The sequence below is a fragment of the Arthrobacter sp. BG3 genome, assembly GCF_056680185.1.
On sequence record NZ_CM155270.1, the window covers coordinates 4,045,435 to 4,071,905 of the forward strand.

The following is a 26,471-nucleotide window of genomic DNA, read 5'->3' on the forward strand; positions in this document are numbered from 1 at the left end:
TTATGTTGCGTTGGTTGACTGCCGGAGAATCCCATGGCCCGGCCCTGGTCGGAATTATTGAAGGCGTGCCCGCCGGTGTTGAACTCACCAGCGCCCGGATCGCCGATTCGCTGGCCCGCCGCCGGCTCGGCTACGGCCGCGGCGCGCGGATGAAGTTTGAGCAGGACACCGTCACGATCCTCGGCGGCGTCCGCCACGGCATCACCCAGGGCGGCCCCGTCGCCATCCAGGTCGGCAACACCGAGTGGCCCAAGTGGGAACAGATCATGTCCGCGGACCCCGTCGCCCCGGAAATCCTCGCCGACCAGGCCCGCAATGCCCCGCTGACCCGCCCCCGCCCCGGGCATGCCGACTTCACCGGCATGCAGAAATACGGCTTCGACGAGGCACGTCCCGTGCTGGAACGCGCCAGTGCCCGTGAAACCGCAACCCGGGTGGCCCTCGGCACGGTCGCGTCCGCGTTCCTGCGGCAGCTCGGCATCGAACTGGTCTCCCACACCGTCTCAATCGCCAGCACCGCCGTCCCGGAAGGCCGGCCGCTGCCGCTGCCGCGGGACGTCCTGGCCCTCGATGCCGACCCGCTGCGCTGCTTCGACCGCGAAACCTCCGACGCCATGGTCGCCGAGGTCGACATTGCGCACAAGGAAGGCGAAACCCTCGGCGGCGTCGTCGAGGTCCTCGCCTACGGGCTGCCGCCGGGACTGGGCAGCTACGTCCACTGGGACCGCCGCCTCGACTCACGGCTGGCCGCCGCCCTGATGGGGATCCAGGCCATCAAAGGCGTCGAGGTCGGCGACGGCTTCCTCACCGCCTCCCGCCGCGGCTCGGCAGCGCATGACGAGATCGTGAAAGACGCCGACGGCAAGATCGTCCGCACCTCCAACCGCGCCGGCGGCATCGAAGGCGGCATGAGCATCGGCGACGTGCTCCGCGTCCGCGCCGCGATGAAGCCGATCGCCACCGTGCCCCGCGCGCTCAAGACCGTCGACGTCAGCACCGGCGAGGCCGCCAAGGCCCACCACCAGCGCTCGGACGTCTGTGCCGTTCCCGCGGCCGGCGTTGTCGCCGAGGCCATGGTGGCCCTTGTCCTGGCCGAAGCGGTCACCGAAAAGTTCGGCGGCGATTCCGTGCAGGAAACCGCCCGCAACATCAAGGGTTATCTGGACAACATTCCGGCGTCCCTGGACTCGATCGGCCGGTAGTGCCTGCTGGAATGCCGGCAGCGCCGGCCGGGAGGACCGCCAGGCCCATCGCGCTGATCGGGCCGATGGCGGTGGGCAAATCAGCCATCGGACACCAGCTTTCCCAGCATCTGGGAGCCTGCTTCGTGGACACCGACGTCGTGGTTGTCGCGAACCACGGATCCATCGCGGAGATCTTCGCCAGCCGCGGCGAGCAGGCCTTCCGGGAGCTGGAAGCCAGGGCCGTCGCTCGTGCCATCGAGGACGCGCAGGGCAGCAACACGGTCATCTCCCTCGGCGGCGGGGCCGTGCTGGACTCCGGCACCCAGCAACTGCTCGAACGCTGCACCGTGGTCTACCTGCAGTGCGACGCCGACACGGTGGCGGAACGCATCGCCCGCAATTCGGGCCGGCCCCTGCTGGCCGGAGACGCCATGGAGCGATGGAAGACACTGTTCGCCACCCGCCGGCCGGTTTACGAACGGTTGGCCGACCTCGTAATCGACGTGCGGAACGGGTCCGTTCCGGACCTCGCGCACCGGATTGAAGATGCCCTGCGCGGCTACGCCGCCGCGGGAACCGCGGCCGTACCCACGCCAGCGGCGACAAAGGAAGTTGAAAAGTGATCACTGAATCAACAGTCATCAAGGTCACCGGGCAGACGCCCGGCGAGAACTACGACGTCGTTGTGGGCCGCGGCCTGCTGGCCGGCCTGCCCGGACTGCTGGGGGAGCGGGTCAAACGCGTCCTCGTCATCCACCCGCGTGCGCTGCGCCTCACCGGCGACACCGTCAGGGAGGAACTGTCCACCGCAGGGTTCACGGCACTCACCGCCGAGATCCCCGACGCCGAGGAGGGCAAACACATCGAGGTGGCCTCCTTCTGCTGGCAGGTGCTGGGCCAGAACGACTTCACCCGCTCGGACGCCATCGTCGCCGTCGGCGGCGGGGCCGTGACGGACCTGGCCGGCTTCGTGGCCGCGACCTGGCTGCGCGGCGTCAAGGTCATCCACATGCCCACCAGCCTGCTCGGCATGGTGGACGCCGCCGTCGGCGGCAAGACCGGCATCAACACCGCCGAAGGCAAGAACCTTGTCGGGGCGTTCCACCCGCCCGCCGGTGTCCTCGCGGACCTCGACACCCTGGACACGCTGCCGAAAAACGAAATCATCTCCGGCATGGCCGAGGTCATCAAGTGCGGCTTCATCGCAGACCCCGCCATCCTCGAACTGATCGAAAACGATCCCGCCGCCGTGTCCGATCCCCGTTCGGACGCCGTGCGGGAACTCATCGAACGCGCCATCACGGTGAAGGCCAGGGTCGTGTCCGAGGACCTTAAGGAAACCGGCCAGCGCGAAATCCTCAACTACGGCCACACCCTGGGCCACGCGATCGAACTGGTCGAGCGCTACTCCTGGCGGCACGGCGCCGCCGTCTCCGTCGGGATGATGTTCGCCGCGGAACTGGCGCGCAGCGTCGGCCGCCTCAGTGACGCCGACGCCGACCGGCACCGCAGCATCCTGGAAAGCCTCGGGCTGCCCATCACCTACCGGCGCGACCGCTGGCAGGCCCTGCTCGACGGCATGCGGCGGGACAAGAAGTCCCGTGGCGACCTGCTGCGCTTCGTGGTGCTCGACGGCGTGGCCCGCCCCGGAATCCTCGACGTCCCGGACACCTCGCTGCTGTTCGCCGCGTACCAGGAGATCGCCTCCTGATGCCCATTTCCACAGGCGGCACCAGCGATTGGCCGGACGGAGGGTTTTCCGGGATCCGGATCAACCCGGACACCCTGGTGCCGCAGATCGTCAACGAGGACGCCGTCGCGGCAGCGCTGGCAGCCTCGACCGACCCCGGCGACCTGATCTTCGTGCGCCTCGTTCAAGGCCACGCCGCCGAAGCAGCCGAGCTGCTCGCCGAGGCCCGCTACAAGGACCCCTCCTCGCTGCGCCTGCGCATTTTCGAAGCGGACGTCCTTCGGGTCTCCAACCGGCTGGACCGGGCGGTCGAACTGTTCCGGCAGCTGCTGGCCGAGACCCGCGGCACCCCGGACGAGCCCGTCATCCGCCAGCACCTCGGACAGTCCTACTTCGCCAGCGGCAACACTGCCGCCGCCGTCGAATGCTTCGCCAAGGCACTGGACCTGTTCGTCGCCGGGTCCGCGGATGCCGCCCTGATCTACGCCTCGACGGTGGCGCTGCAACGCGCCCGGTACGTCCTCGATCTCTCCTCCTGACACCGGGCAGCCAGGGCCGCCGCGGGGGCCCCGCGCGGGCCCGTCGGGCAGCCGACCCGCAAAACCGGTAGAATGGATCTTGGATTTTTGATAAATACACGCTGGCGGGCCGTTCGGCATGCTTGCCTGGCATAACCGGCCTGCAGCTAGCAGCAGCCAATAACGAAACCAGAGGAAACAGTGGCAACCACTAACGACATCAAGAACGGAACCGTCCTTAAGCTTGAGGGCCAGCTCTGGAACATCATCGAGTTCCAGCACGTCAAACCCGGCAAAGGCGGCGCGTTTGTACGCACCAAGATGCGCAACGTGATGTCCGGCAAGGTCGTCGACAAGACCTTCAACGCCGGACTCAAGATCGAAACCGCCACGGTTGACCGCCGCGACTACCAGTACCTGTACCAGGACGGCGCGGACTTCGTGTTCATGGACACCACCGACTTCGACCAGCTCACCGTCCCGGGTGCAACCGTCGGTGACGCCACCAACTTCATGCTCGAGAACCAGATGGTCAACATCGCCATCCACGAGGGCAACCCGCTCTACATCGAGCTGCCCCCCAGCGTCGTGCTCGAGATCACCTACACGGAACCGGGCCTGCAGGGCGACCGCTCCTCGGCCGGCACCAAGCCCGCCACGCTCGAAACCGGATACGAGATCCAGGTGCCCCTGTTCGTCGAGAACAACACCAAGGTCAAGGTCGACACCCGCGACGGCAGCTACCTCGGGCGGGTCAACGACTAGTGAGTGCACGCGGTAAGGCCCGTAACCGGGCCCTGGATGTTCTCTTCGAGGCGGAACAGCGTTCCGTATCGGCGTTCGATGTGCTGAAGTCCCGCCGGGAGCAGACGGACCAGATCGTCAACCCGTACACCCTCGAAATCGTCGAGGGCGTCATCTCGCACCAGAGCGCGATCGACGAGTTCCTGGAAACCTATTCGCAGGGCTGGACCCTGGAGCGGATGCCGTCGGTGGACCGCATCATCCTGCGGATCGGCACCTGGGAGCTGCTCTACAACGACGACGTTCCCGACGGCGTTGCCGTCAGCGAGGCCGTGGCGCTTGCCAAGACGCTCTCCACGGACGAGTCGCCGTCGTTCATCAACGGCCTGCTGGGCCGCCTGCAGCAGCTGAAGCCTTCGCTGCTCGCCTAAAGCCAGACGCGCCAAAGAACCCCGCCCGGAACATCCCGGCGGGGTTCTTGCGTTTCTCCGGGTCAGCCCACGACGGCGGCCCGGAGGGCGCCGATCTCGGCGAGCTGGCGGCGCTCATCGAGCTGGTGCACCGGCACGTCCCGGCCGCTGAGGATCCGCTGCCGGGTGAAGGCGAGCTGGGTGGCGGCACGCAGCAGGGCCTTCATCTGCGGGCCGCGGCCGATGGAGTTGGCCCAGCGCAGGGCGGAACGCCGTCCGCTGCCGGTGCCCAGCATGTCCACCTCGGCCGCGGTGAACCAGCCCGCCGCCGCGTATTCCCTGAGCCGCTGGCGGGTGAGCCGGCGCTCGGCGACCCGCAGCAGCACGATGACCAGGACCGCCAGCAGGAAGATCGGCACCTGCACCAGCAGGTACTGGGCCAGGAAGTTCTGCCCCATGCTGTTCCAGCCGCTGTGCAGCAGCATCGCGGGAACGAGGCCGACGGCGAACGCGAGCACGGAGAGCCCGTTGTTCCAGCGGCGCGCGGCGAAACCCATGACCAGCCCGGTGGTGCCCGTGAAAATGGCGTGCGCGAACGGTGACATCACCCCGCGGAGGAAGAACACCACCGCGAGGTCCGTGCCCGGCTCGCTCGATTCGGCGATCGCACGGCCGAAGTAGAGGATGTTCTCGGTGAACGCGAAGCCGGCCGCAATCGTGAAGGCGAACACCACACCGTCCACCGGTCCGTCGAAGCTTTTCCGGGCGAAGAGCAGGAGCAACAGCAGTCCCAGGGACTTGGCGAATTCCTCCACCACCGGTGCCTGGACCGTCACGGCGAAGGTCTTGTAGTCCAGGCCGGACGCCGGTCCGGCCACGAACGAGAAGTAGGGCTGGAGCAGCATCGTCACCGCAACCGAGACCACGGCTCCCCAGACAAACGCGAAAAGCAGCAGCGCCCTGGGTTCGGGTTCCCAGCGGTCGATGAAGCGCACCGTCAGCAGGACTGTACCCAGCGGAACCAGCGAGGCGAGAAAGCCGATGGCGAATCCGGTAATCCCGGTGCTGCCCAGCAGGAACGGCAGCACCAGGAAGAGGCTGAGGAACGCGAGGAAACCGCCGGCCAGCGCGAGCCCGAGGACGCCGGCGGAGCGGCGGCCCCGCGGCGCCGGCGGGAGGGCGGGCAGGGGTGCCGGCCGGCCCGGGCCGTGGCGGCTGGCAGGAGCCGGCCGGTAATCCTCCGGCCGGACCTGCCCCAGCCACGTCGGGTTGGCCTGCTGGGGAAGCGGGGGCCGGCCGCCGGGGGAGAACCCCGGGTGGTCATGGCCCGGCGGCGGCTCGTTCGTCATCATGGTCCCGAGCCTATGTCCGTGTGAGGTTAAACGCATGCCGGCGGGGCCGGGGCGTCAGTCCCGCTGTGGTAATTTGGGAGGGCAAACCATCCTTTTTTAATTCCGTCCCGTGAGGCGGGGAAAGGGGAGACGAGCGTTGACTTCTGTTCCAGAAGCACCGGTTCCGGCCAAGGTTGTTCTTACCCGAGTGGTACTCAACCAGGCGGACATCGACCGTGCACTCACTCGTATCGCCCATGAGATTCTCGAGTCCAACAAGGGCTCCCAGGACCTGGTCCTGCTGGGCATCCCGCGGAGGGGCTACCCCCTCGCCGTCCGGCTTGCCGCCAAGATTGCCGCCGCCGATCCCACCGTGGACCCCGCAGCGATCGTGGGCCAGCTCGATGTGACGATGTTCCGCGACGACCTTTCCCACCAGGCCATGCGCCCGCCGTACCCCACGCAGCTTCCGCGCACCGGCATCGACAACAAGGTGGTAGTGCTGATCGACGACGTCCTGTACTCCGGCCGGACGATCCGCGCCGCCCTCGACGCGATCATCGACCTCGGCCGTCCCCGCATCGTGCGCCTCGCGGTGCTCATCGACCGCGGGCACCGGGAACTGCCGATCCGCGCGGACCACGTCGGCAAGAACCTCCCCACCTCCTCCGCCGAGAAAGTCCGGGTCCGGCTTGAGGAAACCGACTCCGTCGACGGCGCCCCGGTCAACGAAGTGGTCATCGAGGCCACCGCGTGAAGCACCTGCTCTCCACCGAAGACCTGAGCCTGTCCGACGCCGTCCGCATCCTCGACACCGCCGAGGAAATGGCGGCCGTTGGGGAGCGTGAGGTCAAGAAGCTCCCCACCCTGCGCGGCCGGACTGTGGTGAACCTGTTCTTCGAGGACTCCACCCGCACCCGCATTTCCTTCGAGGCGGCCGCCAAGCGGCTCTCGGCCGACGTCATCAACTTCTCCGCGAAGGGCTCCTCCGTCTCGAAGGGCGAATCCCTCAAGGACACTGCCCAGACGCTCTCCGCGATGGGGGCCGACGCCGTCGTCATCCGGCACTGGGCCTCCGGCGCCCCGCACCGGCTCGCCGCCACGGACTGGATCGACGCCGCCGTCATCAACGCCGGCGACGGCACCCACGAGCACCCCACCCAGGCGCTGCTGGACGCGTTCACCATGCGCCGGCACTGGTCGAAGCTGGCCGGCACCCCGTCCGCGGGGGCAGACCTCACCGGCATGCGGGTCGCGATCGCCGGGGACGTGCTGCACTCCCGGGTGGCCCGCTCCAACGTCTGGCTGCTGCGCACCCTCGGCGCCGAAGTCACCCTGGTCGCCCCGCCCACACTGCTGCCGATCGGCGTCGAAAAGTGGCCATGCAGCGTCAGCTACGACCTCGACGAGACCCTCGCCCGCGGCGTCGACGCCATGATGATGCTGCGCGTGCAGGGCGAACGGATGAACGCCTCCTTCTTCCCGACCACCCGCGAATACTCGCGCCGCTGGGGCTTCGACGACAACCGGCTGCGCGCCCTGGACACCCTGGGCTTCAAGGACACCATCATCATGCATCCCGGGCCGATGAACCGCGGCCTGGAGATCTCGTCCGCCGCCGCCGACTCGCCCCGCTCCACGGTCCTGGCGCAGGTCCGCAACGGCGTGTCCATCCGGATGGCGGCCCTCTACCTGCTGCTCTCCGGGGACACCCGCGAACCGGCCGGCCGCACGAGCACCACCTCTTCCACCCCCGCAGAGACCACCTCCGCCCACGCCCCCAAGGAGAGCCACTAATGGCATCACAGCAACAGGACGCAGGCACCGGCGCCTACCTGATCCGCGGCGCCGCCATTCTCGGCGGAGCCGCCGAAGACCTCCTGATCCGCGGCGGCATCATCGCCGAACGCGGCCAGAACCTCCCCGCCGACGGCGCCACCGTCATTGAGGCCGCCGGGCTCGTGGCCCTGCCCGGCATGGTGGACATCCACACCCACCTGCGCGAACCCGGCCGCGAAGACGCCGAAACGGTCGAGACCGGCACCCGCGCCGCAGCCCTGGGCGGCTACACGGCCGTGCACGCCATGGCGAACAGCACCCCGGTGGCGGACACCGCCGGCGTCGTCGAACAGGTCCTCACGCTGGGCCGCACCGCCGGCTGGGTGGATGTCCGCCCGGTGGGCGCCGTCACCGTCGGCCTGGCCGGGGAGCAGCTCGCCGAACTCGGCGCCATGGCCGACTCCCGCGCCCGGGTCCGGGTCTTCTCCGACGACGGCATCTGCGTCCACGACCCCGTGCTGATGCGCCGCGCGCTGGAATACGTCAAGGCGTTCGACGGCGTCGTGGCCCAGCACGCGCAGGAACCCCGGCTCACCGCCGGTGCGCAGATGAACGAGGGCGAAGTCTCCGCCGTCCTCGGACTCACCGGCTGGCCCGCCGTCGCCGAAGAGAGCATCATCGCCCGGGACGTCCTGCTCGCCCAGCACGTCGGCTCGCGGCTGCACGTCTGCCACGTCTCCACCGCCGGATCGGTCGAGATCATCCGCTGGGCCAAATCCCGCGGCGTCAACGTCACGGCCGAAGTCACCCCGCACCACCTCTGGCTCACGGACGAACTCGCCCGCAGCTACGACCCGGTCTACAAGGTCAACCCGCCGCTGCGCACCGACGCCGACGTCCAGGCCCTGCGCGCCGCGCTGGCCGACGGGACCATCGATGTTGTGGGCACCGACCACGCCCCGCACCCGAGCGAGCACAAGGAATGCGAGTGGGCCCAGGCCGCCATGGGCATGACCGGCCTGGAAACCGCGCTGTCCGTGGTGCAGCACACAATGATTGAAACCGGGCTGATGGGGTGGGCCGACTTCGCCCGGGTCACCTCCACCGCACCCGCCGCCATCGGCCGGCTGACGGACCAGGGACGCCCGCTCGACGCCGGCGAACCCGCCAACGTCACACTGGTGGACCCGGCTGCGCGGTGGACCGTGGACCCTTCTAAGATGGCAACCATGGGCCGTAACTCTCCGTTTGCCGGCCGGGAACTCCCCGGCAAGGTGGTGGCGACCTTCTTCAAGGGCCACCCCACCGTCCTGGACGGCAAGCTCAACACCCCGTACCGCTGGCTCCCGGAGCAGGCAGAGTTGCCCGGCACCGCAGCGGCAGGCCACTGATGGACAAGCTGCCCTTCCTCCTGATCATGCTGGCCCTCGCCGCCGGGGTTTTCGCCCTGCTGGCGGTCGGCTGGCGGAACCGCCTGCGCCGCCAGGCCGACGTCGACCCGCTGCCGGAGGTCCCCGCGGAACTGGGCGCGGCGCTGGCAGTCGCCGACGGCCAGTACGTTGCGTCCACCACCGCCGGTGACTGGCTGGACCGGATCGCGGTCCACAACCTGGGGCTCCGCACCAACGCCGAGCTCAGCGTCCACCCGGAAGGTGTGCTCTTCGACCGCGCCGGCGCCGGCCCGGTCTTCATCCCCGCGGCCCGGCTCACCGGGGTGCGGCAGGAGAGCGGCATGGCCGGAAAGTTCGTCGAAAAGGACGGGCTGCTGGTGCTCAGCTGGATGCTCGGCACCCGCGAACTGGACTCCGGCTTCCGCACCCGGCACGCCGGCGACAAAACCCTCCTCCTCAACGCCCTGCAAGATTTGATCCCCGCGGCCCCTCAGGCCGATGCCGATAGTGGAAAGTAACGACGTGACGGACTCCAACGAAGTTTCAGCAACAGCAGTTTCAGCAACAGCAGTTTCAGCACCAGCAGCAGCATCCACCCCCGCGGCCCTCGTGCTTGAGGACGGCCGGATCTTCCGCGGCACCAGCTACGGCGCCACCGGAACCGCGCTCGGCGAGGCCGTGTTCGCCACCGGCATGACCGGCTACCAGGAAACCATCACCGACCCCTCCTACGCCCGCCAGCTCGTGGTCCAGACCGCCCCGCACATCGGCAACACCGGCGTGAACAAGGACGACGCCGAGTCCCGGCGGATCTGGGTGGCCGGCTACATCGTCCGCGACGCCGCCCGCCGCCCCTCCAACTGGCGCTCCGAACGCAGCCTCGACGACGAACTGGTCGAACAGGGCATCGTCGGCATCCAGGGCGTGGACACCCGCGCCATCACCCGGCACCTGCGCGAGCACAAGACCATGCGCGCCGGCATCTTCTCCGGTGACGCCGCCCGGGCCACGGACAAGGAACTCGTCGGCACCGTCCTGGCCAGCGCCCCGATGGAAGGCTCACGCCTGGCCGAAGAAGTCAGCGTCGAGACGGCCTACACGGTGGAACCCAAGGACTGGGGCTGGGACGGCGAACCGCGCTTCAGCATCGCCGCGATCGACCTGGGAATCAAGCGGATGACCCCCATCCGCTTCGCCGAGCGGGGCGTCCGCGTGCACGTGCTGCCCGCCACCGCGACCCTGGCCGATGTCCAGGCGGTCAACCCGGACGGCTTCTTTATGTCCAACGGCCCGGGCGACCCCGCGACCGCCGACAACCAGGTCAAGCTGCTCCGCTCGGTCCTGGACGAGAAGATCCCCTACTTCGGCATCTGTTTCGGCAACCAGATCCTGGGCCGCGCCCTGGGCTTCGGCACCTACAAGCTGCGCTACGGCCACCGCGGCATCAACCAGCCCGTGATGGACCGCCGCACCGGCAAGGTCGAAATCACCTCGCAGAACCACGGCTTCGCCGTCGATGCCCCGCTCGACGGCGCCACCCAGGCCCCCGAGGAGCGCTTCGGCCGCGTCGAGGTCAGCCATGTCAGCCTCAACGACGACGTCGTCGAGGGCCTCTCGTGCCTGGACATCCCGGCCTTCTCCGTGCAGTACCACCCCGAGGCCGCTGCCGGCCCGCACGACGCCGCCTACCTCTTCGACCGCTTCATCCAGCTCATGGCGGACACCAAAACCTCCACCGATTCCAACACTGAGGACAAGAAGTAATGCCTAAGAGAACTGACCTTAAGAGCGTCCTGGTCATCGGTTCCGGCCCGATCGTGATCGGCCAGGCGGCCGAATTCGACTACTCCGGCACCCAGGCACTGCGCGTCCTCAAGGAGGAAGGCCTCCGCGTCATCCTCGTCAACTCCAACCCGGCCACCATCATGACCGACCCGGAGTTCGCCGACGCGACCTACATCGAGCCGATCACCCCCGAGGTGGTCGAGAAGATCATCGCCAAGGAACGCCCGGACGCGCTCCTGCCCACCCTGGGCGGGCAGACCGCGCTGAACACCGCCATCGCGCTGGACAAGAACGGCGTGCTGGAGAAGTACAACGTGGAACTGATCGGCGCCAACATCGCCGCGATCGAACTCGGCGAGGACCGCGAAAAGTTCAAGGGCGTGGTGGAACGCTGCGGCGCCGAATCGGCCCGCAGCCACATCATCCACACCATTGACGAGGCCCTCACCGCCGCCGAGGACCTCGGCTACCCGATGGTGGTCCGGCCCTCCTTCACCATGGGCGGCCTCGGCTCCGGTCTCGCCTACGACGAGAACGACCTCCGCCGCATCGTGGGCCAGGGGCTGCAGTACAGCCCCACGTCCGAGGTGCTGCTCGAGGAGAGCATCCTGGGCTGGAAGGAATACGAGCTCGAGATGATGCGCGACAAGAACGACAACGTCGTGGTTGTCTGCTCCATCGAGAACTTCGACCCGGTCGGCGTGCACACCGGCGACTCGATCACCGTCGCCCCGGCACTGACCCTGACGGACCGCGAATACCAGCGCCTGCGCGACATCTCCATCGCCGTCATCCGCGAGGTCGGCGTCGACACCGGCGGTTGCAACATCCAGTTCGCCGTCGAGCCCGACACCGGCCGCGTCGTCGTGATCGAGATGAACCCGCGCGTCTCCCGCTCCTCCGCCCTGGCCTCCAAGGCCACCGGCTTCGCGATCGCCAAGATCGCCACCAAGCTCTCCCTCGGCTACACCCTGGACGAGATCCCGAACGACATCACGCAGAAGACGCCGGCGTCCTTCGAGCCGACCCTGGACTATGTCGTCGTGAAGGTCCCGCGCTTCGCCTTCGAGAAGTTCCCGGCGGCGGACCCCACGCTGACCACCACCATGAAGTCGGTGGGCGAGGCCATGGCCATGGGCCGGAACTTCACCGAGGCGCTGCAGAAGGCGCTGCGGTCCCTGGAGCAGAAGGGCTCCCAGCTGGACTTCAGCCACGTCCCGGAATGGGAAGTCCCGGAGCTGATCGAGAAGTCCAAGCGGCCCACCACGGACCGCCTGCACCAGGTCCAGCGTGCCCTGCTCGGCGGCGCCACCGTCGAACAGCTCTTCGAAGCGACGAAGATCGACCCCTGGTACCTGGACCAGCTCCAGCTCCTGAACGAGATCTCGGTCGAAATCCGCCAGGCCGCCGCGCTGACCCCGGAGATGCTGAAACGCGCGAAGCGCCACGGCTTCTCCGACGAGCAGATCGGCGCCCTGACGCACAACTCCGAGGACGTCGTCCGCGGCGTCCGGCAGGCCCTGGGCATCCGGCCGGTCTACAAGACGGTGGACACCTGCGCCGCCGAATTCGCCGCGTACACGCCGTACCACTACTCCTCCTACGACGAGGAGGACGAGGTCGCGCTGCACGCCAAACCCTCCATCATCATCCTCGGATCCGGCCCCAACCGGATCGGCCAGGGCATCGAGTTCGACTACTCCTGCGTCCACGCCTCGATGGCGCTGCGCAAGGCCGGCTACGAGACCGTGATGGTCAACTGCAACCCCGAGACCGTCTCCACCGACTACGACGTCTCCACCCGGCTGTACTTCGAGCCGCTCACGCTCGAGGACGTGCTCGAGGTCATCGCCGCCGAGGAGCGGACCGGCGGCGTGATGGGCGTCTTCGTCCAGCTGGGCGGCCAGACCCCGCTCAAGCTCGCCCAGCAGCTCGCCGACGCCGGCGTGCCGATCCTCGGCACCTCCCCGGAAGCGATCGACCTCGCCGAGCACCGCGGCGCCTTCTCCCAGGTGCTCGACAAGGCCGGCCTGATCTCGCCGAAGAACGGCACCGCCGTGTCCTTCGAGGACGCCAAGAAGATCGCCGACGAAATCGGCTACCCGGTCCTGGTCCGCCCCTCCTACGTCCTCGGCGGCCGCGGCATGGAGATCGTGTACGACGAGCCCAACCTCTCGCGCTACATCGCCAACGCCACCGAGATCACCCCGGACCACCCGGTGCTGATCGACCGGTTCCTTGAGGACGCCGTCGAAATCGACGTCGACGCGCTCTACGACGGCACCGAGATGTACCTCGGCGGCATCATGGAGCACATCGAGGAGGCCGGCATCCACTCCGGCGACTCGGCCTGCGTGCTGCCGCCCATCACCCTGGGCAACAACGTGCTGGAGCGGGTCCGCACCGCGACGCTGGCGATCGCCGAGGGCGTGGGGGTCCGCGGCCTGATCAACATCCAGTTCGCCCTGGCCTCCGACGTGCTCTACGTCCTGGAAGCCAACCCGCGGGCCTCCCGCACCGTGCCGTTCGTCTCCAAGGCGACCGGTGTGCAGATGGCGAAGGCGGCGGCCCTGATCGGCACCGGCGTCACCGTCAACCAGCTCCGCACGGCCTACAAGATGCTGCCGGAAACCGGCGACGGCTCCACGCTGCCGCTGGACGCCCCGGTCTCGGTCAAGGAAGCCGTGCTGCCGTTCAGCCGGTTCCGCACCCCGGAGGGCAAGGTGGTGGATTCGCTGCTCGGGCCGGAAATGCGCTCCACCGGCGAGGTCATGGGCATCGACAAGCACTTCGACACCGCCTTCGCCAAGAGCCAGGCCGCCGCCAACAACGCGCTGCCCACCGAGGGGAAGATCTTCGTCTCCGTGGCCAACCGGGACAAGCGCTCGGTCATCATGGGCGTGAAGCGGCTCTCCGACCTCGGCTTCGAGATCGTCTCCACCGGCGGCACCGCCGATGTGCTGCGCCGCAACGGCATCCAGGCCACCCCGGTCCGGAAGGTCGCCGAGGGCTCCAGCGCCGAGGGCGAGGGCACCATCGCGGACCTCATCATCGCCGGCGAGATCGACATGGTCTTCAACACCCCCTCCGGCGGCGAGGCCCGCAGCGACGGCTACGAACTGCGCGCCGCCGCGACGTCGATCGGCATCCCCTGCATCACGACGGTGGCGGAGTTCAACGCCGCCGTCCAGGCGATCGAGGCGCTGCGCACCTACGAGTGGTCGGTGACGAGCCTGCAGGAGCACGCCGCGGCGCTGGCGGCATCGCAGAAAGCAGCCTCGCAGGAGCGCGTCGGGCAGGAAGCGAACTCGCATGCCTGAGGCCGTTGCCGCTGCCGGCCGGGAGTCCTTCGGCTCCCGGCTGGGCCGGGCCATGGCGGACCGCGGTCCGTTGTGCGTCGGGATCGATCCGCACCCGGCGCTGCTGCAGGGCTGGGGACTGAACGACGACGTCGCCGGGCTGGAGCGCTTCTCGCTGACCGTCCTGGAGGCGGTGGGGTCCCTCGCTGCCGCGGTCAAGCCGCAGGTTGCACTGTATGAGCGGCACGGCTCGGCTGGCATGGCCGTCCTGGAGCGCACCCTCGCCGCGGCGGCGGGGGCCTCGGTCCTGACCATCGCCGATGCCAAGCGCGGCGACATTGGCTCCACCATGGCCGCCTACGCCGACGCCTGGCTGCGGGACGGTTCCGCCCTGGCCGCCGACTCGGTCACGCTGAGCCCGTACCTGGGCTTCGAATCGCTCCGTCCGGCCCTGGACCTCGCGGCGGAAACCGGCCGCGGCGTCTTCGTCCTGGCGCTGACCTCCAACCCCGAGGGCGCCTCCGTCCAGCACGTCGGCGGCGCGGACTCGGTAGCCCGCCGGATCGTGCAGGCGGCAGCGGCGGAGAACCGCCGCTACGCGGGGAAGCTGGGGTCAACCGGCCTCGTGGTCGGCGCGACCGTCGGCTCCGCACTGACGGACCTTGGCCTGGACCTCGCCGCGGTGCGCGGCCCGATCCTCGCCCCGGGCCTCGGTGCCCAGGGCGCGACGGCAGCTGACCTGCGCCGGACCTTTGGCAGCGCCTACAGCCAGGTGCTCGGAACGTCCAGCCGGGACATTCTCGGCGCCGGACCGCGGGTCCAGGACCTGCAGGACGCTGCCAGGCGCACCCTCGAGGAGCTGCGCGCGGCCTAGTACTACAGTTGCGTTTAATTTTGGCTGTATCGGCGGTTTAACCGGACTTTCCGCTCGCGGCCTGTTAATCGTTGGTGGTGAGTGATGATATTTGTGTGGCGGACGTAGAAGAGTGGGCCGAAGGTCTGGAAGAAATCGGCGATCTGATTGGGCACCGGTTTGCCCGGTCCGAACCGCGGCGAAACGCTGTGGGGTATGTGCGAGGGCTGCTGTCGGACGAGGAACGCAAGAACTCCTGGACCCTGTCCGAACGCGCCGGGCACGGCACCCCGGATGGCATGCAACGCCTGCTCTCGACCACCGACTGGGACCCGGACGCCGTGCGGGATGACCTGTATGCCTACGTCAACCGCCACCTGGGCGATCCGGACGGGATCCTGATCATTGACGAGACCGGATTCCTCAAGAAGGGTGCCGCCTCAGCCGGGGTCGCACGCCAGTATTCGGGCACCGCCGGGCGCGTGGAGAACTGCCAGATCGGGGTGTTCCTGACGTACTCCGCCCCGGCTGGGCGCACCCTGCTGGACCGGGAACTCTACCTGCCTAAAGCCTGGGCCGATGACCGGGAAAGATGCGCCCGGGCCGGGATCCCCAAAACCCGGGAATTCGCCACGAAACCGGTACTGGCAGCGGACATGATCGACCGCGCCCTGGATGCCGGGATCCCTGCCCGCTGGGCCACCGGGGACGCGGTCTACGGGCAGCACACGGGGCTGCGCCGCCGTCTGGAAGCCAAGGGGTTGCACTACGTGCTGGCGATTCCCATGAACCAGAACGTCATCGCCCCCACCACCGGGATCGGCGAGCAATGGCGCGCCGATAGGCTCATCGCCTCGCTGCGCGCCAATGCCTGGCGGACCCGGACGGCCGGGGCCGGGACCAAGGGCGACCGCCGGTATTCCTGGGCACGCACCCGCATCAACGGACCCGCCGAAACAGGGGAACACTGGCTATTGGCCCGCCGCTCCCTGAAAGACCCCTCCGATCTGGCTTACTACATCTGCCATGGCCCGAACCGGGTCTCGCTGGCCGAGCTGGTGAGGATCGCCGGCGCCCGCTGGGCCATCGAGGAAACCTTCCAAACCTCCAAAGGGGAAACCGGACTGGACCACTACCAAGTGCGCCAATACACCGGCTGGTACCGCCACATCACCCTCTCCATGTTCGCCCAGGCCTTCCTGACTGTGGTCCGCTCCAAAAAAGGGGCCCTGCCGCCGGAGACATGGAACTGATCCGGCTCTCGCTGCCCGAAATCAGGCGGCTGCTCGTCCGGCTCGTCTGGCACCGCACCACCAGTCCAAAGCGCGTCCTGGAACACTCAACCTGGCGACGAAAACACCAACACCGCGCACGACATAGTCATTACAAAGCCCGCGGACATACCCCATAAACGCGACTGTAGTACTAGGGCGTGTCTCCCAATTGGGTCTCGTCTGCTTTGGCATGCTTGAATCATGTCGCGTACTGCCGTCCTGACCGATGCCCAATGGGAGCGGATTGAATCCTTGATGCCCAGCTCCGACGGGAGCCGTGGGAGACCGTTTCAAAACCACCGGCTGATCGTTGAAGGCATCATCTACCGTTTCCGGGCGGGAATTCCCTGGCGCGACCTGCCGGAGACCTTCGGCCCGTGGCAGACAGTCTGGAAACGCCACCGCCGCTTCAGTGGCGACGGAACCTGGGACAAAATCCACTCCCGGATCCTGGCGGAGGCCGACGCGGCCGGGATGATCGACTGGGAAGTCTCCGTGGACTCCACGGTCAACCGGGCCCACCAGCACGCCACGAACCTCACCCGCCACACAGGGGGACCTGTCGAATTACATGAATCTGTTAGAGGAACCGCCTGACCACGGGATCGGCAGGTCCCGCGGCGGGCTGACAACGAAGATCCATCACCTCTGCGACGGCAAGATGCGCCCGCTGGTCATGCTGCTCGGTCCCGGGCAGGGCGGGGACTCCCCAATGTTCCCGCACCTGCTGGACTCCCTCAGCGTTCCCCGGCTGGGTCCGGGCCGGGCCCGTTCCCGCCCGGCCCGGGCCCTGGCGGATAAGGCGTACTCCTCAAAGGCCAACCGGGATCTTCTGCGCCGGCGCGGCATCCAGGCGGTGATCCCGGAACGCTCCGATCAGGAAGCGAACCGCAAACGCCGCGGCAGCAAAGGCGGCAGACCAGTAGGGCTGGACACGGAAGCCTACAAGCGACGAAACGTCGTCGAACGGTCCTTCAACATCTTCAAGCAATGGCGCGGACTCGCCACCCGGTACGACAAGCTCGCCCTGACCTACCGCGGCGGAGTCGTCCTCCGCGCCATCACCATCTGGCTCAAGGAATTAGGAGACATGCCCTAGGCGCATTACCCGCGGAGGTGGGCGGCCCGGGCACCGCGGACAGCACCCGGTTGACGCAAAGGGCCGCCATTGGGCGCGCCGTGGCGGCCGGTCGTGTCAGCTGGCCGCCGCGTGCGCCGCGGACAGCGTCCAGTTGACGCAAGTGGCCGCTATTGGGCGGGGTTTGGCGGCCATTCGTGTCAGATGGCCGCCGCGTGCGCCGCGGACAGCGTCCAGTTGACGTAAGTGGCCGCTATTGGGCGCGCCGTGGCGGCCGGTCGTGTCAGCTGGCCGCCATGCCGCACCGCGGACGGCGTCCAGTTGACGCAAGTGGCCGCTATCGGGCGCGCCGTGGCGGCCGGTCGTGTCAGCTGGCCGCCATGCCGCACCGCGGACGGCGTCCAGTTGACGCAAGTGGCCGCTATCGGGCGCGGTTTGGCGGCCATTCGTGTCAGATGGCCGCCAGGCCGCACCGTCATTGACCCGCCGCCTGGCCGCCGCCGCTACGCGGACAGCATCCGGTTGACGCAAGTGGCCGCTATCGGGCGCGCCATGGCGGCCATTCGTGTCAGATGGCCGCCACAGCAACGTCGTGAGCCGCCGCCTGGCCGCCGCCGCACCGCCGTCGGCCGTTCCGGAGGGCTGCTGCGGCGAACTTGTCCATTGATTTCTGCCTCGCCGAGACGGTAGGTTCAGGACAAGGCCGCGGTGCCGGCCGGGGTGCTGTTCGGCCCGTCAGGCCGGGCCGTTTGCGCGGCCCGCCCGACAATGCAGGGAGGCATTCAGTGAGTTTGCGACCCCTCACTCCGCAGGAGCGTGCCGACGCCCTGGCCAAGGCGGCGGCGGCCAGGACCACCAGGGCGGAAGCCAAGGACCGGCTCAAGTCAGGCAAGCTTACGATCGCGGACTTACTCAGCGCCGGGGAGACCGACGATGCGATCGCCCGGATGCGGATTGTCGAACTGCTCGAAGCGCTGCCGGGCATCGGGCGGGTGCGGGCCGCGGCGATCATGGAACAGCTCGGCATTGCGGCATCGCGGCGCGTCCGTGGCCTGGGAATTCACCAGCGCCGGGCGCTGGTAGATTTTATAGACGACAAACAGCCCGGTCCGCCGCGCTGACCCCAAACCCCGCCTGAAGGAATATGTGAGCAAGAAACCGGGACTGACAGTCCTCGCCGGCCCGACGGCTGTTGGCAAAGGCACCGTGTCCACCTACATCCGGGACAACTATCCCGGCGTCTGGCTTTCCGTTTCGGCGACCACCCGCCCCCCGCGGCCCGGCGAGATCGACGGCGTCCACTACTTCTTCAAATCAGCCGAGGAATTCGACGCCCTGGTCGAGAACGGGGACCTCCTGGAGTGGGCCGTCGTCCACGGACGCAACCGCTACGGAACCCTGCGCAGCAGCGTGGACGCCGCGATCGCCGACGGCCGTTCGGTGCTGCTGGAGATCGACCTGCAGGGTGCGCGTCAGGTCAAGGAGGCTGTGCCGGAGGCCCAGTTTGTCTTCCTCGCACCCCCGAGCTGGGACGAAATGGTCCGCCGTCTTGTGGGCCGCGGCACGGAAACAGCGGAAGAACAGCAGCAGAGGCTGGAAACCGCTAAACTAGAACTTGCCGCTGAACCGGAGTTTGACCACACCGTCATCAATGATGACGTTCGACGGGCAGCGGACGAGCTTGTTTCACTCATGGGGCTGACCCCGAACCCACGCTAGGCGCCGGGACGTATCGGCCCGTTAGAATTTGGAGAATTCGTGTCCACGAACCTTGAAGGCATCATCAACCCGCCGATCGACGAGCTGCTGAAGGCTGCCGATTCGAAGTACGGACTGGTGATTTTCGGCGCCAAGCGCGCCCGTCAGATCAACGCCTACTACGCCCAGCTGCACGAGGGCCTGTTCGAGTACGTCGGCCCGCTGGTCGACACCAAGCTGAACGAGAAGTCGCTCTCCATCGCGCTGCGCGAGATCAATGAAGGCAAGCTGGTTTCCACCCCGATCCAGCCTGCAGAGTAGTTCCGCAGACGCAGACGGAGTTCACGTGCGCATAGTCCTCGGAGTCGGGGGAGGGATCGCCGCCTACAAGGTGGCGTCGCTCCTCCGGCTTTTTACTGAAGCTGGCCATGACGTCACAGTCGTCCCCACGGAGGCCGCGACCCGCTTCGTCGGCGTCGCCACCTGGGAAGCGCTGTCCGGCCATCCGGTCAGCAACAGCGTCTTCGACGAGGTGCACACCGTCAATCACGTCCGCCTCGGACACGAAGCCGAACTGATCGTGGTGGCCCCCGCCACCGCCGACCTGCTGGCTCGCGCCGCCGCCGGCCAGGCCAGCGACCTCCTGAGCAACACCCTGCTCATGGCCGGCAGCTGCCCGGTGCTGATGGCCCCCGCCATGCACACCGAGATGTGGCAGCACCCGGCGACCCGGGCCAACGTCGAGACGCTCCGCAGCCGGGGCGTCACGGTGCTGGAGCCTGCCTCCGGCAGGCTGACCGGATCCGACTCCGGGCCGGGCCGGCTGCCCGAACCCGAGGCCATCTTCGAAGCGGCACTGGCCCTCGCCGGCGCGCCGGCGGGGCCCGCGGCCGACGCGATGCCGGCGTCGGAAGCCGAAATGTCAGCGCATCCGCGTCCGCTGGCCGGGCTCACCGTCACGATCAGCGCCGGAGGCACCCGCGAGCCGCTGGACCCCGTCCGGTTCCTCGGGAACCGCTCCTCCGGCAAGCAGGGAGTGGCGCTGGCCGCCGCCGCCCGCGATGCCGGTGCGAAGGTCCGGCTGCTGGCCGCCCACATGGACGTCCCGCCGCCGGCCGGCGTCGACGTCGTCAAGGTCGAGACCGCCCTGGAGCTCCGCAAGGCGGCCCTGCACGCCGCCGCCGATTCCGACGTCATCATCATGGCCGCAGCCGTCGCGGACTTCCGTCCGGCCGATGTGTCCGGGACGAAGATCAAGAAGCGCGACGACGTCGCCGACCCGGTCATCTCGCTGGTCCGGAACCCGGACATCCTGCGGGAACTTGTTGAGGTCCGCGACGCGGCGTCCCGCAACCAGCTGATTGTGGGCTTCGCGGCAGAGACCGGCGACGCCGACGGCGACGTCCTGGACTATGCCGCGGCCAAGCTGCGCCGCAAGGCGTGTGACCTGCTGGTGGTCAACCATGTGGGGCAGGACAAGGTCTTCGGCGAGGACACCAACTCCGTAGTCATCCTTTCCCGCTCCGGCTCCGAACCTCAGGAGGCGTCGGGTTCCAAATCCGATGTTGCGGCCGCCGTGATAGACCGTGTCAGTGCCGAGCTGAGCCGGGTCGTCCCGCCAGCCTGAACCTGGCGTAAGCAACGTCTCCTTAGCACGGGGACACACGCCGCCGGACGTCCGTTTTCCAACCAGTAAGGTAGTTGAGTGACTTTACCGCTGCACATCCCTGATTTCCACGGGTCCACGCCCGCCTCGCTCCGGCTCTTCACGTCCGAGTCGGTGACCGAAGGACACCCAGACAAGATCTGTGACCAGATCAGCGATGCCATCCTCGACGCCCTGCTGGCGAAGGACCCTGAGTCACGGGTCGCCGTGGAGACGCTGGCCACCACCGGGCTGGTCCACGTTGCCGGCGAGGTCACCACCGACGCGTACGTCGAAATCCCGCAGATCGTCCGCGAAACCATCCTGGGCATCGGCTACGACTCCTCGGCCAACGGATTCGACGGCGCCCGCTGCGGCGTGTCGGTCTCCATCGGCCAGCAGTCCAACGACATCGCCGGCGGCGTCTTCAATTCGCTCGAGGCCCGCGAGGGACGCCAGGAGGACGACTACGACCTCCAGGGCGCCGGGGACCAGGGCCTCATGTTCGGCTACGCCAGCGACGAGACGCCGTCCTACATGCCGGTTCCGATCTGGCTCGCGCACCGCCTCTCCGAGCGGCTCACCGAGGTCCGCAAGAACGGCGAGCTCGCCTACCTGCGCCCCGACGGCAAGACCCAGGTCACCGTCGGCTACGACGGCGACCGGCCCGTCTCGGTCGAGACCGTCGTCATTTCCAGCCAGCATGCCGAAGGCGCCAGCCTCGACCAGCTCCGTGCCGACCTTGCCGCGCACGTGGTTGACCCCGTCATGGCGCTGTCCAACCTGGACATCTCCCGGGCCAGGAACATCCTGAACCCGGCAGGTGCCTTCGTCATCGGCGGCCCGGTCGGCGACGCCGGCCTCACCGGCCGCAAGATCATCGTTGACACCTACGGCGGCATGGCCCGCCACGGCGGCGGCGCCTTCTCCGGCAAGGATCCGTCCAAGGTGGACCGCTCGGCGGCCTACGCGATGCGCTGGGTGGCCAAGAACGTGGTAGCCGCCGGTCTCGCGAAGCGCGCCGAAATCCAGATCGCCTACGCGATCGGCCAGGCCCGCCCGGTGGGAACCTATGTGGAAACCTTCGGCACCGAGACCGTGGACCCGGCGCGGATCAGCGCCGCGATCGCCGAGATCTTCGACCTGCGCCCCCGGGCCATCATCGATGCCCTCGACCTTAAGCGCCCGATCTACGCCAAGACCGCGGCCCACGGCCACTTCGGCCGCGAGGATCCCGATTTCACCTGGGAGCGGCTTGACCGGGTCGATCAGCTGAAGGCTTTCTTCAACGCCTGAGGCTCGCCGACCCCGTGGTGGACTGCTGTCCTGGACTGCAGCCCTGAATTAATGTCACTGGCCTGTGATGTGCTGTAGCCAGGCCGCCGATCCCGGCGGCCTGGCTATTCTTCGTTGAACCGGCGCTTCCGGGCCGGCACTGACCCGTTGCTGAAGGGAGGACACCCGCGATGAACCCGATCCACGGCGCCCCCGCACAGGACGAGCCGTTCCAGCTGTCGCTGCTCCAGGGCTTTCCCGCCTCCGCTGCCGCAGCGCCCGGTCCGGCCCTCGCGGCCCGGCTCCCGGTGGCACGGGTGCGGCTGGAGTCCTCCCTCCCACATCTGGACCGGCCGTTTGACTACAGCGTGCCCGCCGCGCTGGACGCCGCGGCGCAGGCCGGCGTCCGGGTGAAGGTGAAGTTCAACGGCCAGGAGCTTGCCGGTTACCTGATGGAGCGGGTGGCGGAATCCGACGCCGGCCACTCCCTCGTCCCGCTGCACAAGGTGGTTTCCCCGGTGCCGGTACTGACCGGACCGGTCGCGGACCTGGCCTTCCGGGTCGCGGCCCGTTACGCCGGGAACGTCAGCGATGTGCTGCGTGTTGCGGTGCCGCCGCGGATGGCAAAACTCGAGAAGGACCTCGCCCCCGACGGGGTCCTGGACCCGGCCCGCTTCGCTGACTCGGCCGCCGAGGACGGGGCCGGGGCGGCCATTCCTGCCGGTCTCGAGGCCTCGAGCTGGTCCTCCTACCGGAACGGTGCAGCCTTCCTCCAGCATCTCGGCGCGGGGGAGTCGCCCCGGGCCGTGCTGGGTGCGCTGCAGGGCTACGGCCCCGCAGGGTGGCCCCGGATGATCGCCGAGGCCGTCGCGGCGGTCCGCCTGTCCGGCCGCGGCGCCATCGTCGTCGTGCCCGACTACCGTGACCTGGACCGGGTCGAAGCCGCGCTCCTGCAGCTCCTGCCGGCCGGGGACGTCGCCCGGCTCACCGCCGACGACGGGCCCACCCCCCGCTACCGCAGCTTCCTGCGGATCCTCAGCGGTGCCGCCGGGGTGGCCGTCGGCACCCGGTCCGCCGCCTATGCCCCCGTCCGCAATCCCGGCCTCGTGGTGTGCTGGGACGACGGCGACGACCTGCACATCGAGCAGCGCTCACCCTACGCCCACACCCGCGAAGTCCTGCTGCTGCGCGCGGAACAGGAGGGCACCGCCTGCCTGCTCGCCGGGCACACCCGGAGCACCGAAACGCAGCGCCTCGTCGAGGCCGGGTGGGCGTGGCCGGTGGAGGCGGACCGGACCATCGTCCGCCGGACCGTTCCGCGGGTGCTCAACACCGCGGACAGCTACGAACTCGAGCACGACCCGCTGGCCAGGATCGCCCGGCTGCCCGGCGCCGCCTGGCGCGCCGCCAAGGAGGGGCTCGAACGTGGGCCGGTGCTGGTCCAGGTGGCCCGGGCCGGCTACGCGCCGTCGCTCGCCTGCGAAAACTGCCGCGAGCCGGCGCGCTGCACCGCCTGCAGCGGGCCGCTGGCCATTGCCGGGGCCAGCGGGAGTTCCGCCGTGCCTCAGTGCCGCTGGTGCTCGACCCCGGCGCCGGACTGGCGCTGCGGTACCTGCAACGGGGTCCGGCTCCGCCGGGGAGCGACCGGGGCGCTCCGCACGGCCGAGGAACTGGGCCGCGCCTTCCCGGGTAAGCCCGTGGTCACCTCGTCCGGGGACCGGGTGCTGGCCACGGTTCCGGACTCGAAGGCCCTGGTCGTGGCCACGGTCGGCGCGGAACCGGTTGCGGACGGCGGCTACGCGGCGGCCCTGCTGCTCGACGGCGATTCGCTGCTGCGGCGCGAGAACCTGCGGGCGGGGGAGGACGCCGTCCGGCGCTGGTTTAACGCCGCCGCCCTGGTCCGCCCTGCGGGCGAGGGCGGACTCGTCGTCATCACCGCGGACGACGCGGCAGGCGTCGGGGCCCTGCTGCGCTGGGATCCGGCCGGCTACGCCCAGCGGGAACTGTCCCTGCGCCAGGAGCTCCACCTCCCGCCCGCTGTCCGGGTCGCCTCCATCACGGGCGGACGTACCGCTGTCGGACACTTCAGCGGCGCGGTCGAACAGCAGCTTGGCCCGCAGGGCATCGTGCTGCGGACCGCCGGACCGGCACCCCTGGTGATCGCCGGCGCGCCGGGCCAGGGCGGTGCAGCGGGGGCCGCCGTCGAGGACGTCCGGACGCTGCTGTTCATCCCCTATGCCCAGGCCACTCAGGTCACCCGGGTGCTACGGGCGGTCAAGGTCGCCGCCGCGGCCAAACGCACGGACGACCCGGTCCAGCTGCGGCTCGACGGCGTGGACGTGCTCTAGATACCTGGCCCCGATACGACCGGCCAAGCGGTGCACGTAGTGGCGTGCTCGCCGGTATGCTTCGGGGTCGCCGTTTCGTTCCGGCGACCCCGCAGCGTACCGGCGAATCCGGCGCGGAGGGTCGTCGTGCCGGCTACGTCCGGTCCGTTTCCTTGGGTTCCCCGGCACGGCGGGCACGCAGCGCCACGGCCTCTTCGGCGGCGGCCAGCAGCCTGCGGGCGGAGTCGTCCCAGCTGAAGTCCGCGGCACGTTCCACCGAGCGGCGGGAACGGGCCTTCCAAAGCCCAGGCTCCTCAAGAGCCCGGACCGCCGCGGCGAACTCCGCCGGCGAATCCGGATGCACGTAGCTGACGGCGTCGCCGCCCACCTCCCGGAAGATCGGGATGTCGCTGGCAATCACCGGCGTGCCGTGCGACATGGCCTCCACAAGGGGCAGACCGTAGCCCTCCGCCCGGGACAGGCTGATCAGGGCTGTGGTGCGCCCCAGCATGGCCTCATACTCGGCGTCGGTCACGCCGTTGTGGAAAACAATGTCCGCGCCGGCCGGGGCCAGGGCCTCGAGTTCCGCCCGGCGTTCCGGCGTGATCCGGCTGAGCAGGTGCAGGCTGAGGTCCGGGAGCTCCGCCATGCCCCTGATCATGGTCTCCACGTTTTTGTACGGCATGAAGGAACCCATGTACAGCAGCGTCTTGTCGGACCCCGCCCCGGGGTCCCGCGGGGTGTGGCCGTGCTGCGGGGCGTTGCCCACGATCCGGACGGGACGCCGGGTGAGCCGGTACTTCGAGATCAGTGCCGCCGTCGTGGAGCTGATGGTGGCGACGACGTCGGCGCGGTTCAGCAGGAGCCGCTGCGGCCAGAATGCTTTGTGGTACAGCCGCCAGAGGACCCGGACAGGGGCGGGCAGGAAACCGGGAGGGGCCGGGTGTTCGTAGTAGATCAGGTCGTGCAGTGTCAGCACCAGGGCGTACTTCCGGCCCCAGCTGCCCATGGTCTGCATCGGACAGACCACCACGTCGGCGCCGAGCTTGTTGACCTTGCCGGCGACGAACAGCTCCGCCGGGGACAGCGGGCTGTTGATCAGCGTGTACGGCACGTCCGGGAGCAGGGCCAGCTGGCGGACGTCGCTGATGAGCATGGAGACGTCGGCGATCTTGGCCGTGGCCTCGATCAGGCTGGAACCGTAGCGGCTGATGCCGTCATGGTGGTCCAGCCGGGTGAAGCGGGCATCGATGAGGATTTTCACGCGGAGTGGTCCTTCAGGAAGCGGCGGATAAAGCCCGCGGCGGGTTCCGGGGTTTCGTAATGGATCAGGTGGCCGACACCAGGGATCACGTCCAGGTGCGCGTCCGGCAGCAGGGCCAGCAGTGTGTGCTGGTCCGGCAGCGCGGCGATCTCGTCCATTTCCCCGGCGATCAGCAGCACGGGAAGGGTGAGCCGGCGGGCCACTTCCGCGACGTTGCTGCCGACCGAGGCCTTGAACGCCTCCAGCAGGCTCTCCCGGTCCGCGAAGGCGGAGAAATAGGCGCTGTGCTGGGCATGGACGAAGCGGCGGATCTCCTTGTCCCGGGTCTTCGCCATCGTCTCGCTCATGACCCTGACGATCAGCTGGCTTCGCAGCAGGCGCTGTCCCAGCCGGCGGGGAAGCCGGGCGGCCGCCTCGTAATACAGGATGGCGAGTTTGGTCATGAGCCCCTTCGGACCCTCGAGGGCGGGGGCGGCGATCGGGTTGACCAGGATCAGTTCCGAGACCGTTCCGGGGTGGCCGGCCACATAGTGGCTCGCGATGATGGAGCCAAATGAGTGCCCCAGCAGGACCGTGTCGGGGCCCAGGCCCAGGGCCGCCATGAAGTCGGCGATGAACCGGCCGTAGCGTTCAACGCTGTGTTCGGCACCGGCGAAAGCGGCAGAGCTGCCGAAACCGGGGAGGTCCGGCATGATGAGCCGCATCTCCGGGAGCTGGTCCGCCACCCGGAGCAGGCCATGGTGGTCGCCGCGGAAGCCGTGGATGACCAGGATGGTCCGGGTTTCCGGGGCCACGCGGACCGGCTCGTACGTCCAGTACGCGACCCTGGCGCCATCGAGGACTACCTCCGCGGCATGGGAGCGGGACTCAAGACCGCCGCTGAACAGGGGAGGGGTGGGGGAAGGCTCGGTGGCCACGTGTTCCAT

Annotated in this window: 23 protein-coding genes and 1 pseudogene; 21 read left to right on the forward strand and 3 right to left on the reverse strand. The window is 68.7% G+C overall.

From position 1 onward, the window contains the following. Positions 1-2: 2 nt before the first annotated feature. The 6 genes from aroC to nusB all read left to right on the forward strand — a co-directional run bounded on the left by aroC (position 3) and on the right by nusB (position 4,567). Positions 3-1,202, forward strand: a complete 1,200-nt coding sequence (gene aroC / locus AC1MFL_RS18275) for a chorismate synthase (RefSeq protein WP_479811750.1) — start codon at positions 3-5, stop codon at positions 1,200-1,202. Between the two features lie 11 nt (positions 1,203-1,213). Then, positions 1,214-1,807, forward strand: a complete 594-nt coding sequence (locus tag AC1MFL_RS18280; protein WP_479811751.1) for a shikimate kinase — start codon at positions 1,214-1,216, stop codon at positions 1,805-1,807. Next, complete coding sequence (gene aroB / locus AC1MFL_RS18285) at positions 1,804-2,895, forward strand: 3-dehydroquinate synthase (protein WP_479811753.1); 1,092 nt, start codon at positions 1,804-1,806, stop codon at positions 2,893-2,895. The genes AC1MFL_RS18280 and aroB overlap by 4 nt, the downstream gene beginning before the upstream one ends. Further along, positions 2,895-3,413: a tetratricopeptide repeat protein gene (locus tag AC1MFL_RS18290; RefSeq protein WP_479811755.1), complete on the forward strand. Its 519-nt coding sequence runs from the start codon at positions 2,895-2,897 to the stop codon at positions 3,411-3,413. Before aroB ends, AC1MFL_RS18290 begins: the two co-directional genes overlap by 1 nt. Before the next feature lie 180 nt (positions 3,414-3,593). Then, a complete protein-coding gene (gene efp / locus AC1MFL_RS18295) occupies positions 3,594-4,157 on the forward strand; it encodes an elongation factor P (RefSeq protein ID WP_056429593.1) in 564 nt (187 codons plus the stop codon). Beyond that, positions 4,157-4,567, forward strand: coding sequence for a transcription antitermination factor NusB (nusB, locus tag AC1MFL_RS18300; protein WP_226761371.1), 411 nt, complete (start codon positions 4,157-4,159; stop codon positions 4,565-4,567). Before efp ends, nusB begins: the two co-directional genes overlap by 1 nt. 62 nt (positions 4,568-4,629) lie before the next feature. On the opposite strand, the gene AC1MFL_RS18305 is transcribed toward nusB, so the two are convergent. Continuing rightward, positions 4,630-5,898, reverse strand: a complete 1,269-nt coding sequence (locus tag AC1MFL_RS18305; RefSeq protein WP_479811758.1) for a PrsW family intramembrane metalloprotease — start codon at positions 5,896-5,898, stop codon at positions 4,630-4,632. Positions 5,899-6,034: 136 nt separating this feature from the next. Between AC1MFL_RS18305 and pyrR the strand changes: the two genes are divergently transcribed. The 15 genes and pseudogenes from pyrR to AC1MFL_RS18380 all read left to right on the forward strand — a co-directional run bounded on the left by pyrR (position 6,035) and on the right by AC1MFL_RS18380 (position 24,302). Continuing rightward, a complete protein-coding gene (gene pyrR, locus AC1MFL_RS18310) occupies positions 6,035-6,634 on the forward strand; it encodes a bifunctional pyr operon transcriptional regulator/uracil phosphoribosyltransferase PyrR (RefSeq protein WP_301230571.1) in 600 nt (199 codons plus the stop codon). Continuing rightward, positions 6,631-7,674, forward strand: a complete 1,044-nt coding sequence (locus AC1MFL_RS18315) for an aspartate carbamoyltransferase catalytic subunit (protein ID WP_479811760.1) — start codon at positions 6,631-6,633, stop codon at positions 7,672-7,674. Before pyrR ends, AC1MFL_RS18315 begins: the two co-directional genes overlap by 4 nt. Next, a complete protein-coding gene (locus AC1MFL_RS18320; protein ID WP_479811762.1) occupies positions 7,674-9,047 on the forward strand; it encodes a dihydroorotase in 1,374 nt (457 codons plus the stop codon). The genes AC1MFL_RS18315 and AC1MFL_RS18320 overlap by 1 nt, the downstream gene beginning before the upstream one ends. Next, entirely contained in the window at positions 9,047-9,565 is a 519-nt protein-coding gene (locus AC1MFL_RS18325; protein WP_479811764.1) for a PH-like domain-containing protein, read from the forward strand. The genes AC1MFL_RS18320 and AC1MFL_RS18325 overlap by 1 nt, the downstream gene beginning before the upstream one ends. Beyond that, on the forward strand, positions 9,546-10,811 hold the full coding sequence (carA, locus tag AC1MFL_RS18330) for a glutamine-hydrolyzing carbamoyl-phosphate synthase small subunit (RefSeq protein WP_479811766.1): 1,266 nt from the start codon (positions 9,546-9,548) through the stop codon (positions 10,809-10,811). Before AC1MFL_RS18325 ends, carA begins: the two co-directional genes overlap by 20 nt. Continuing rightward, a complete protein-coding gene (carB, locus tag AC1MFL_RS18335; protein WP_479811769.1) occupies positions 10,811-14,152 on the forward strand; it encodes a carbamoyl-phosphate synthase large subunit in 3,342 nt (1,113 codons plus the stop codon). Before carA ends, carB begins: the two co-directional genes overlap by 1 nt. After that, positions 14,145-15,005: an orotidine-5'-phosphate decarboxylase gene (gene pyrF / locus AC1MFL_RS18340; protein ID WP_479811771.1), complete on the forward strand. Its 861-nt coding sequence runs from the start codon at positions 14,145-14,147 to the stop codon at positions 15,003-15,005. The genes carB and pyrF overlap by 8 nt, the downstream gene beginning before the upstream one ends. 95 nt (positions 15,006-15,100) lie before the next feature. Continuing rightward, positions 15,101-16,237: an IS701 family transposase gene (locus tag AC1MFL_RS18345; RefSeq protein ID WP_479811773.1), complete on the forward strand. Its 1,137-nt coding sequence runs from the start codon at positions 15,101-15,103 to the stop codon at positions 16,235-16,237. Positions 16,238-16,459: 222 nt separating this feature from the next. Next, positions 16,460-17,357: pseudogene (locus AC1MFL_RS18350) on the forward strand (IS5 family transposase). 764 nt (positions 17,358-18,121) lie between these two features. Next, entirely contained in the window at positions 18,122-18,457 is a 336-nt protein-coding gene (mihF, locus tag AC1MFL_RS18355; protein ID WP_479811775.1) for an integration host factor, actinobacterial type, read from the forward strand. 25 nt (positions 18,458-18,482) lie between these two features. Next, positions 18,483-19,055 (forward strand): guanylate kinase, encoded by a 573-nt coding sequence (gene gmk / locus AC1MFL_RS18360; RefSeq protein WP_479811777.1) that lies wholly within the window; start codon positions 18,483-18,485, stop codon positions 19,053-19,055. A 39-nt stretch (positions 19,056-19,094) separates the two neighbouring features. Continuing rightward, entirely contained in the window at positions 19,095-19,355 is a 261-nt protein-coding gene (rpoZ, locus tag AC1MFL_RS18365; protein WP_091251816.1) for a DNA-directed RNA polymerase subunit omega, read from the forward strand. Between the two features lie 25 nt (positions 19,356-19,380). Then, the gene (coaBC, locus tag AC1MFL_RS18370; protein WP_479811779.1) at positions 19,381-20,661 is read left to right on the forward strand and encodes a bifunctional phosphopantothenoylcysteine decarboxylase/phosphopantothenate--cysteine ligase CoaBC; all 1,281 of its coding nucleotides are present in this window, start codon (positions 19,381-19,383) and stop codon (positions 20,659-20,661) included. A 78-nt stretch (positions 20,662-20,739) separates the two neighbouring features. Next, positions 20,740-21,975: a methionine adenosyltransferase gene (gene metK / locus AC1MFL_RS18375; protein ID WP_479811781.1), complete on the forward strand. Its 1,236-nt coding sequence runs from the start codon at positions 20,740-20,742 to the stop codon at positions 21,973-21,975. Positions 21,976-22,145: 170 nt separating this feature from the next. After that, on the forward strand, positions 22,146-24,302 hold the full coding sequence (locus AC1MFL_RS18380) for a primosomal protein N' (protein ID WP_479811783.1): 2,157 nt from the start codon (positions 22,146-22,148) through the stop codon (positions 24,300-24,302). A gap of 133 nt (positions 24,303-24,435) precedes the next feature. On the opposite strand, the gene AC1MFL_RS18385 is transcribed toward AC1MFL_RS18380, so the two are convergent. Together AC1MFL_RS18385 and AC1MFL_RS18390 are read right to left on the reverse strand one after the other, a co-directional pair. Further along, complete coding sequence (locus AC1MFL_RS18385; RefSeq protein WP_479811785.1) at positions 24,436-25,545, reverse strand: glycosyltransferase family 4 protein; 1,110 nt, start codon at positions 25,543-25,545, stop codon at positions 24,436-24,438. Continuing rightward, positions 25,542-26,471, reverse strand: coding sequence for an alpha/beta fold hydrolase (locus AC1MFL_RS18390; RefSeq protein ID WP_479811787.1), 930 nt, complete (start codon positions 26,469-26,471; stop codon positions 25,542-25,544). The genes AC1MFL_RS18385 and AC1MFL_RS18390 overlap by 4 nt, the downstream gene beginning before the upstream one ends.

Excerpts from the sequence above, each read along its gene's own strand:
- aroC (WP_479811750.1), top strand. The coding sequence starts at position 3 with ATGTTGCGTTGGTTGACTGCCGGAGAATCCCATGGCCCGGCCCTGGTC.
- AC1MFL_RS18280 (WP_479811751.1), top strand. The coding sequence starts at position 1,214 with ATGCCGGCAGCGCCGGCCGGGAGGACCGCCAGGCCCATCGCGCTGATC.
- AC1MFL_RS18290 (WP_479811755.1), top strand. The coding sequence starts at position 2,895 with ATGCCCATTTCCACAGGCGGCACCAGCGATTGGCCGGACGGAGGGTTT.
- AC1MFL_RS18305 (WP_479811758.1), bottom strand. The coding sequence starts at position 5,898 with ATGATGACGAACGAGCCGCCGCCGGGCCATGACCACCCGGGGTTCTCC.
- AC1MFL_RS18320 (WP_479811762.1), top strand. The coding sequence starts at position 7,674 with ATGGCATCACAGCAACAGGACGCAGGCACCGGCGCCTACCTGATCCGC.
- AC1MFL_RS18325 (WP_479811764.1), top strand. The coding sequence starts at position 9,047 with ATGGACAAGCTGCCCTTCCTCCTGATCATGCTGGCCCTCGCCGCCGGG.
- carA (WP_479811766.1), top strand. The coding sequence starts at position 9,546 with ATGCCGATAGTGGAAAGTAACGACGTGACGGACTCCAACGAAGTTTCA.
- carB (WP_479811769.1), top strand. The coding sequence starts at position 10,811 with ATGCCTAAGAGAACTGACCTTAAGAGCGTCCTGGTCATCGGTTCCGGC.
- pyrF (WP_479811771.1), top strand. The coding sequence starts at position 14,145 with ATGCCTGAGGCCGTTGCCGCTGCCGGCCGGGAGTCCTTCGGCTCCCGG.
- AC1MFL_RS18380 (WP_479811783.1), top strand. The coding sequence starts at position 22,146 with ATGAACCCGATCCACGGCGCCCCCGCACAGGACGAGCCGTTCCAGCTG.
- AC1MFL_RS18390 (WP_479811787.1), bottom strand. The coding sequence starts at position 26,471 with ATGGAACACGTGGCCACCGAGCCTTCCCCCACCCCTCCCCTGTTCAGC.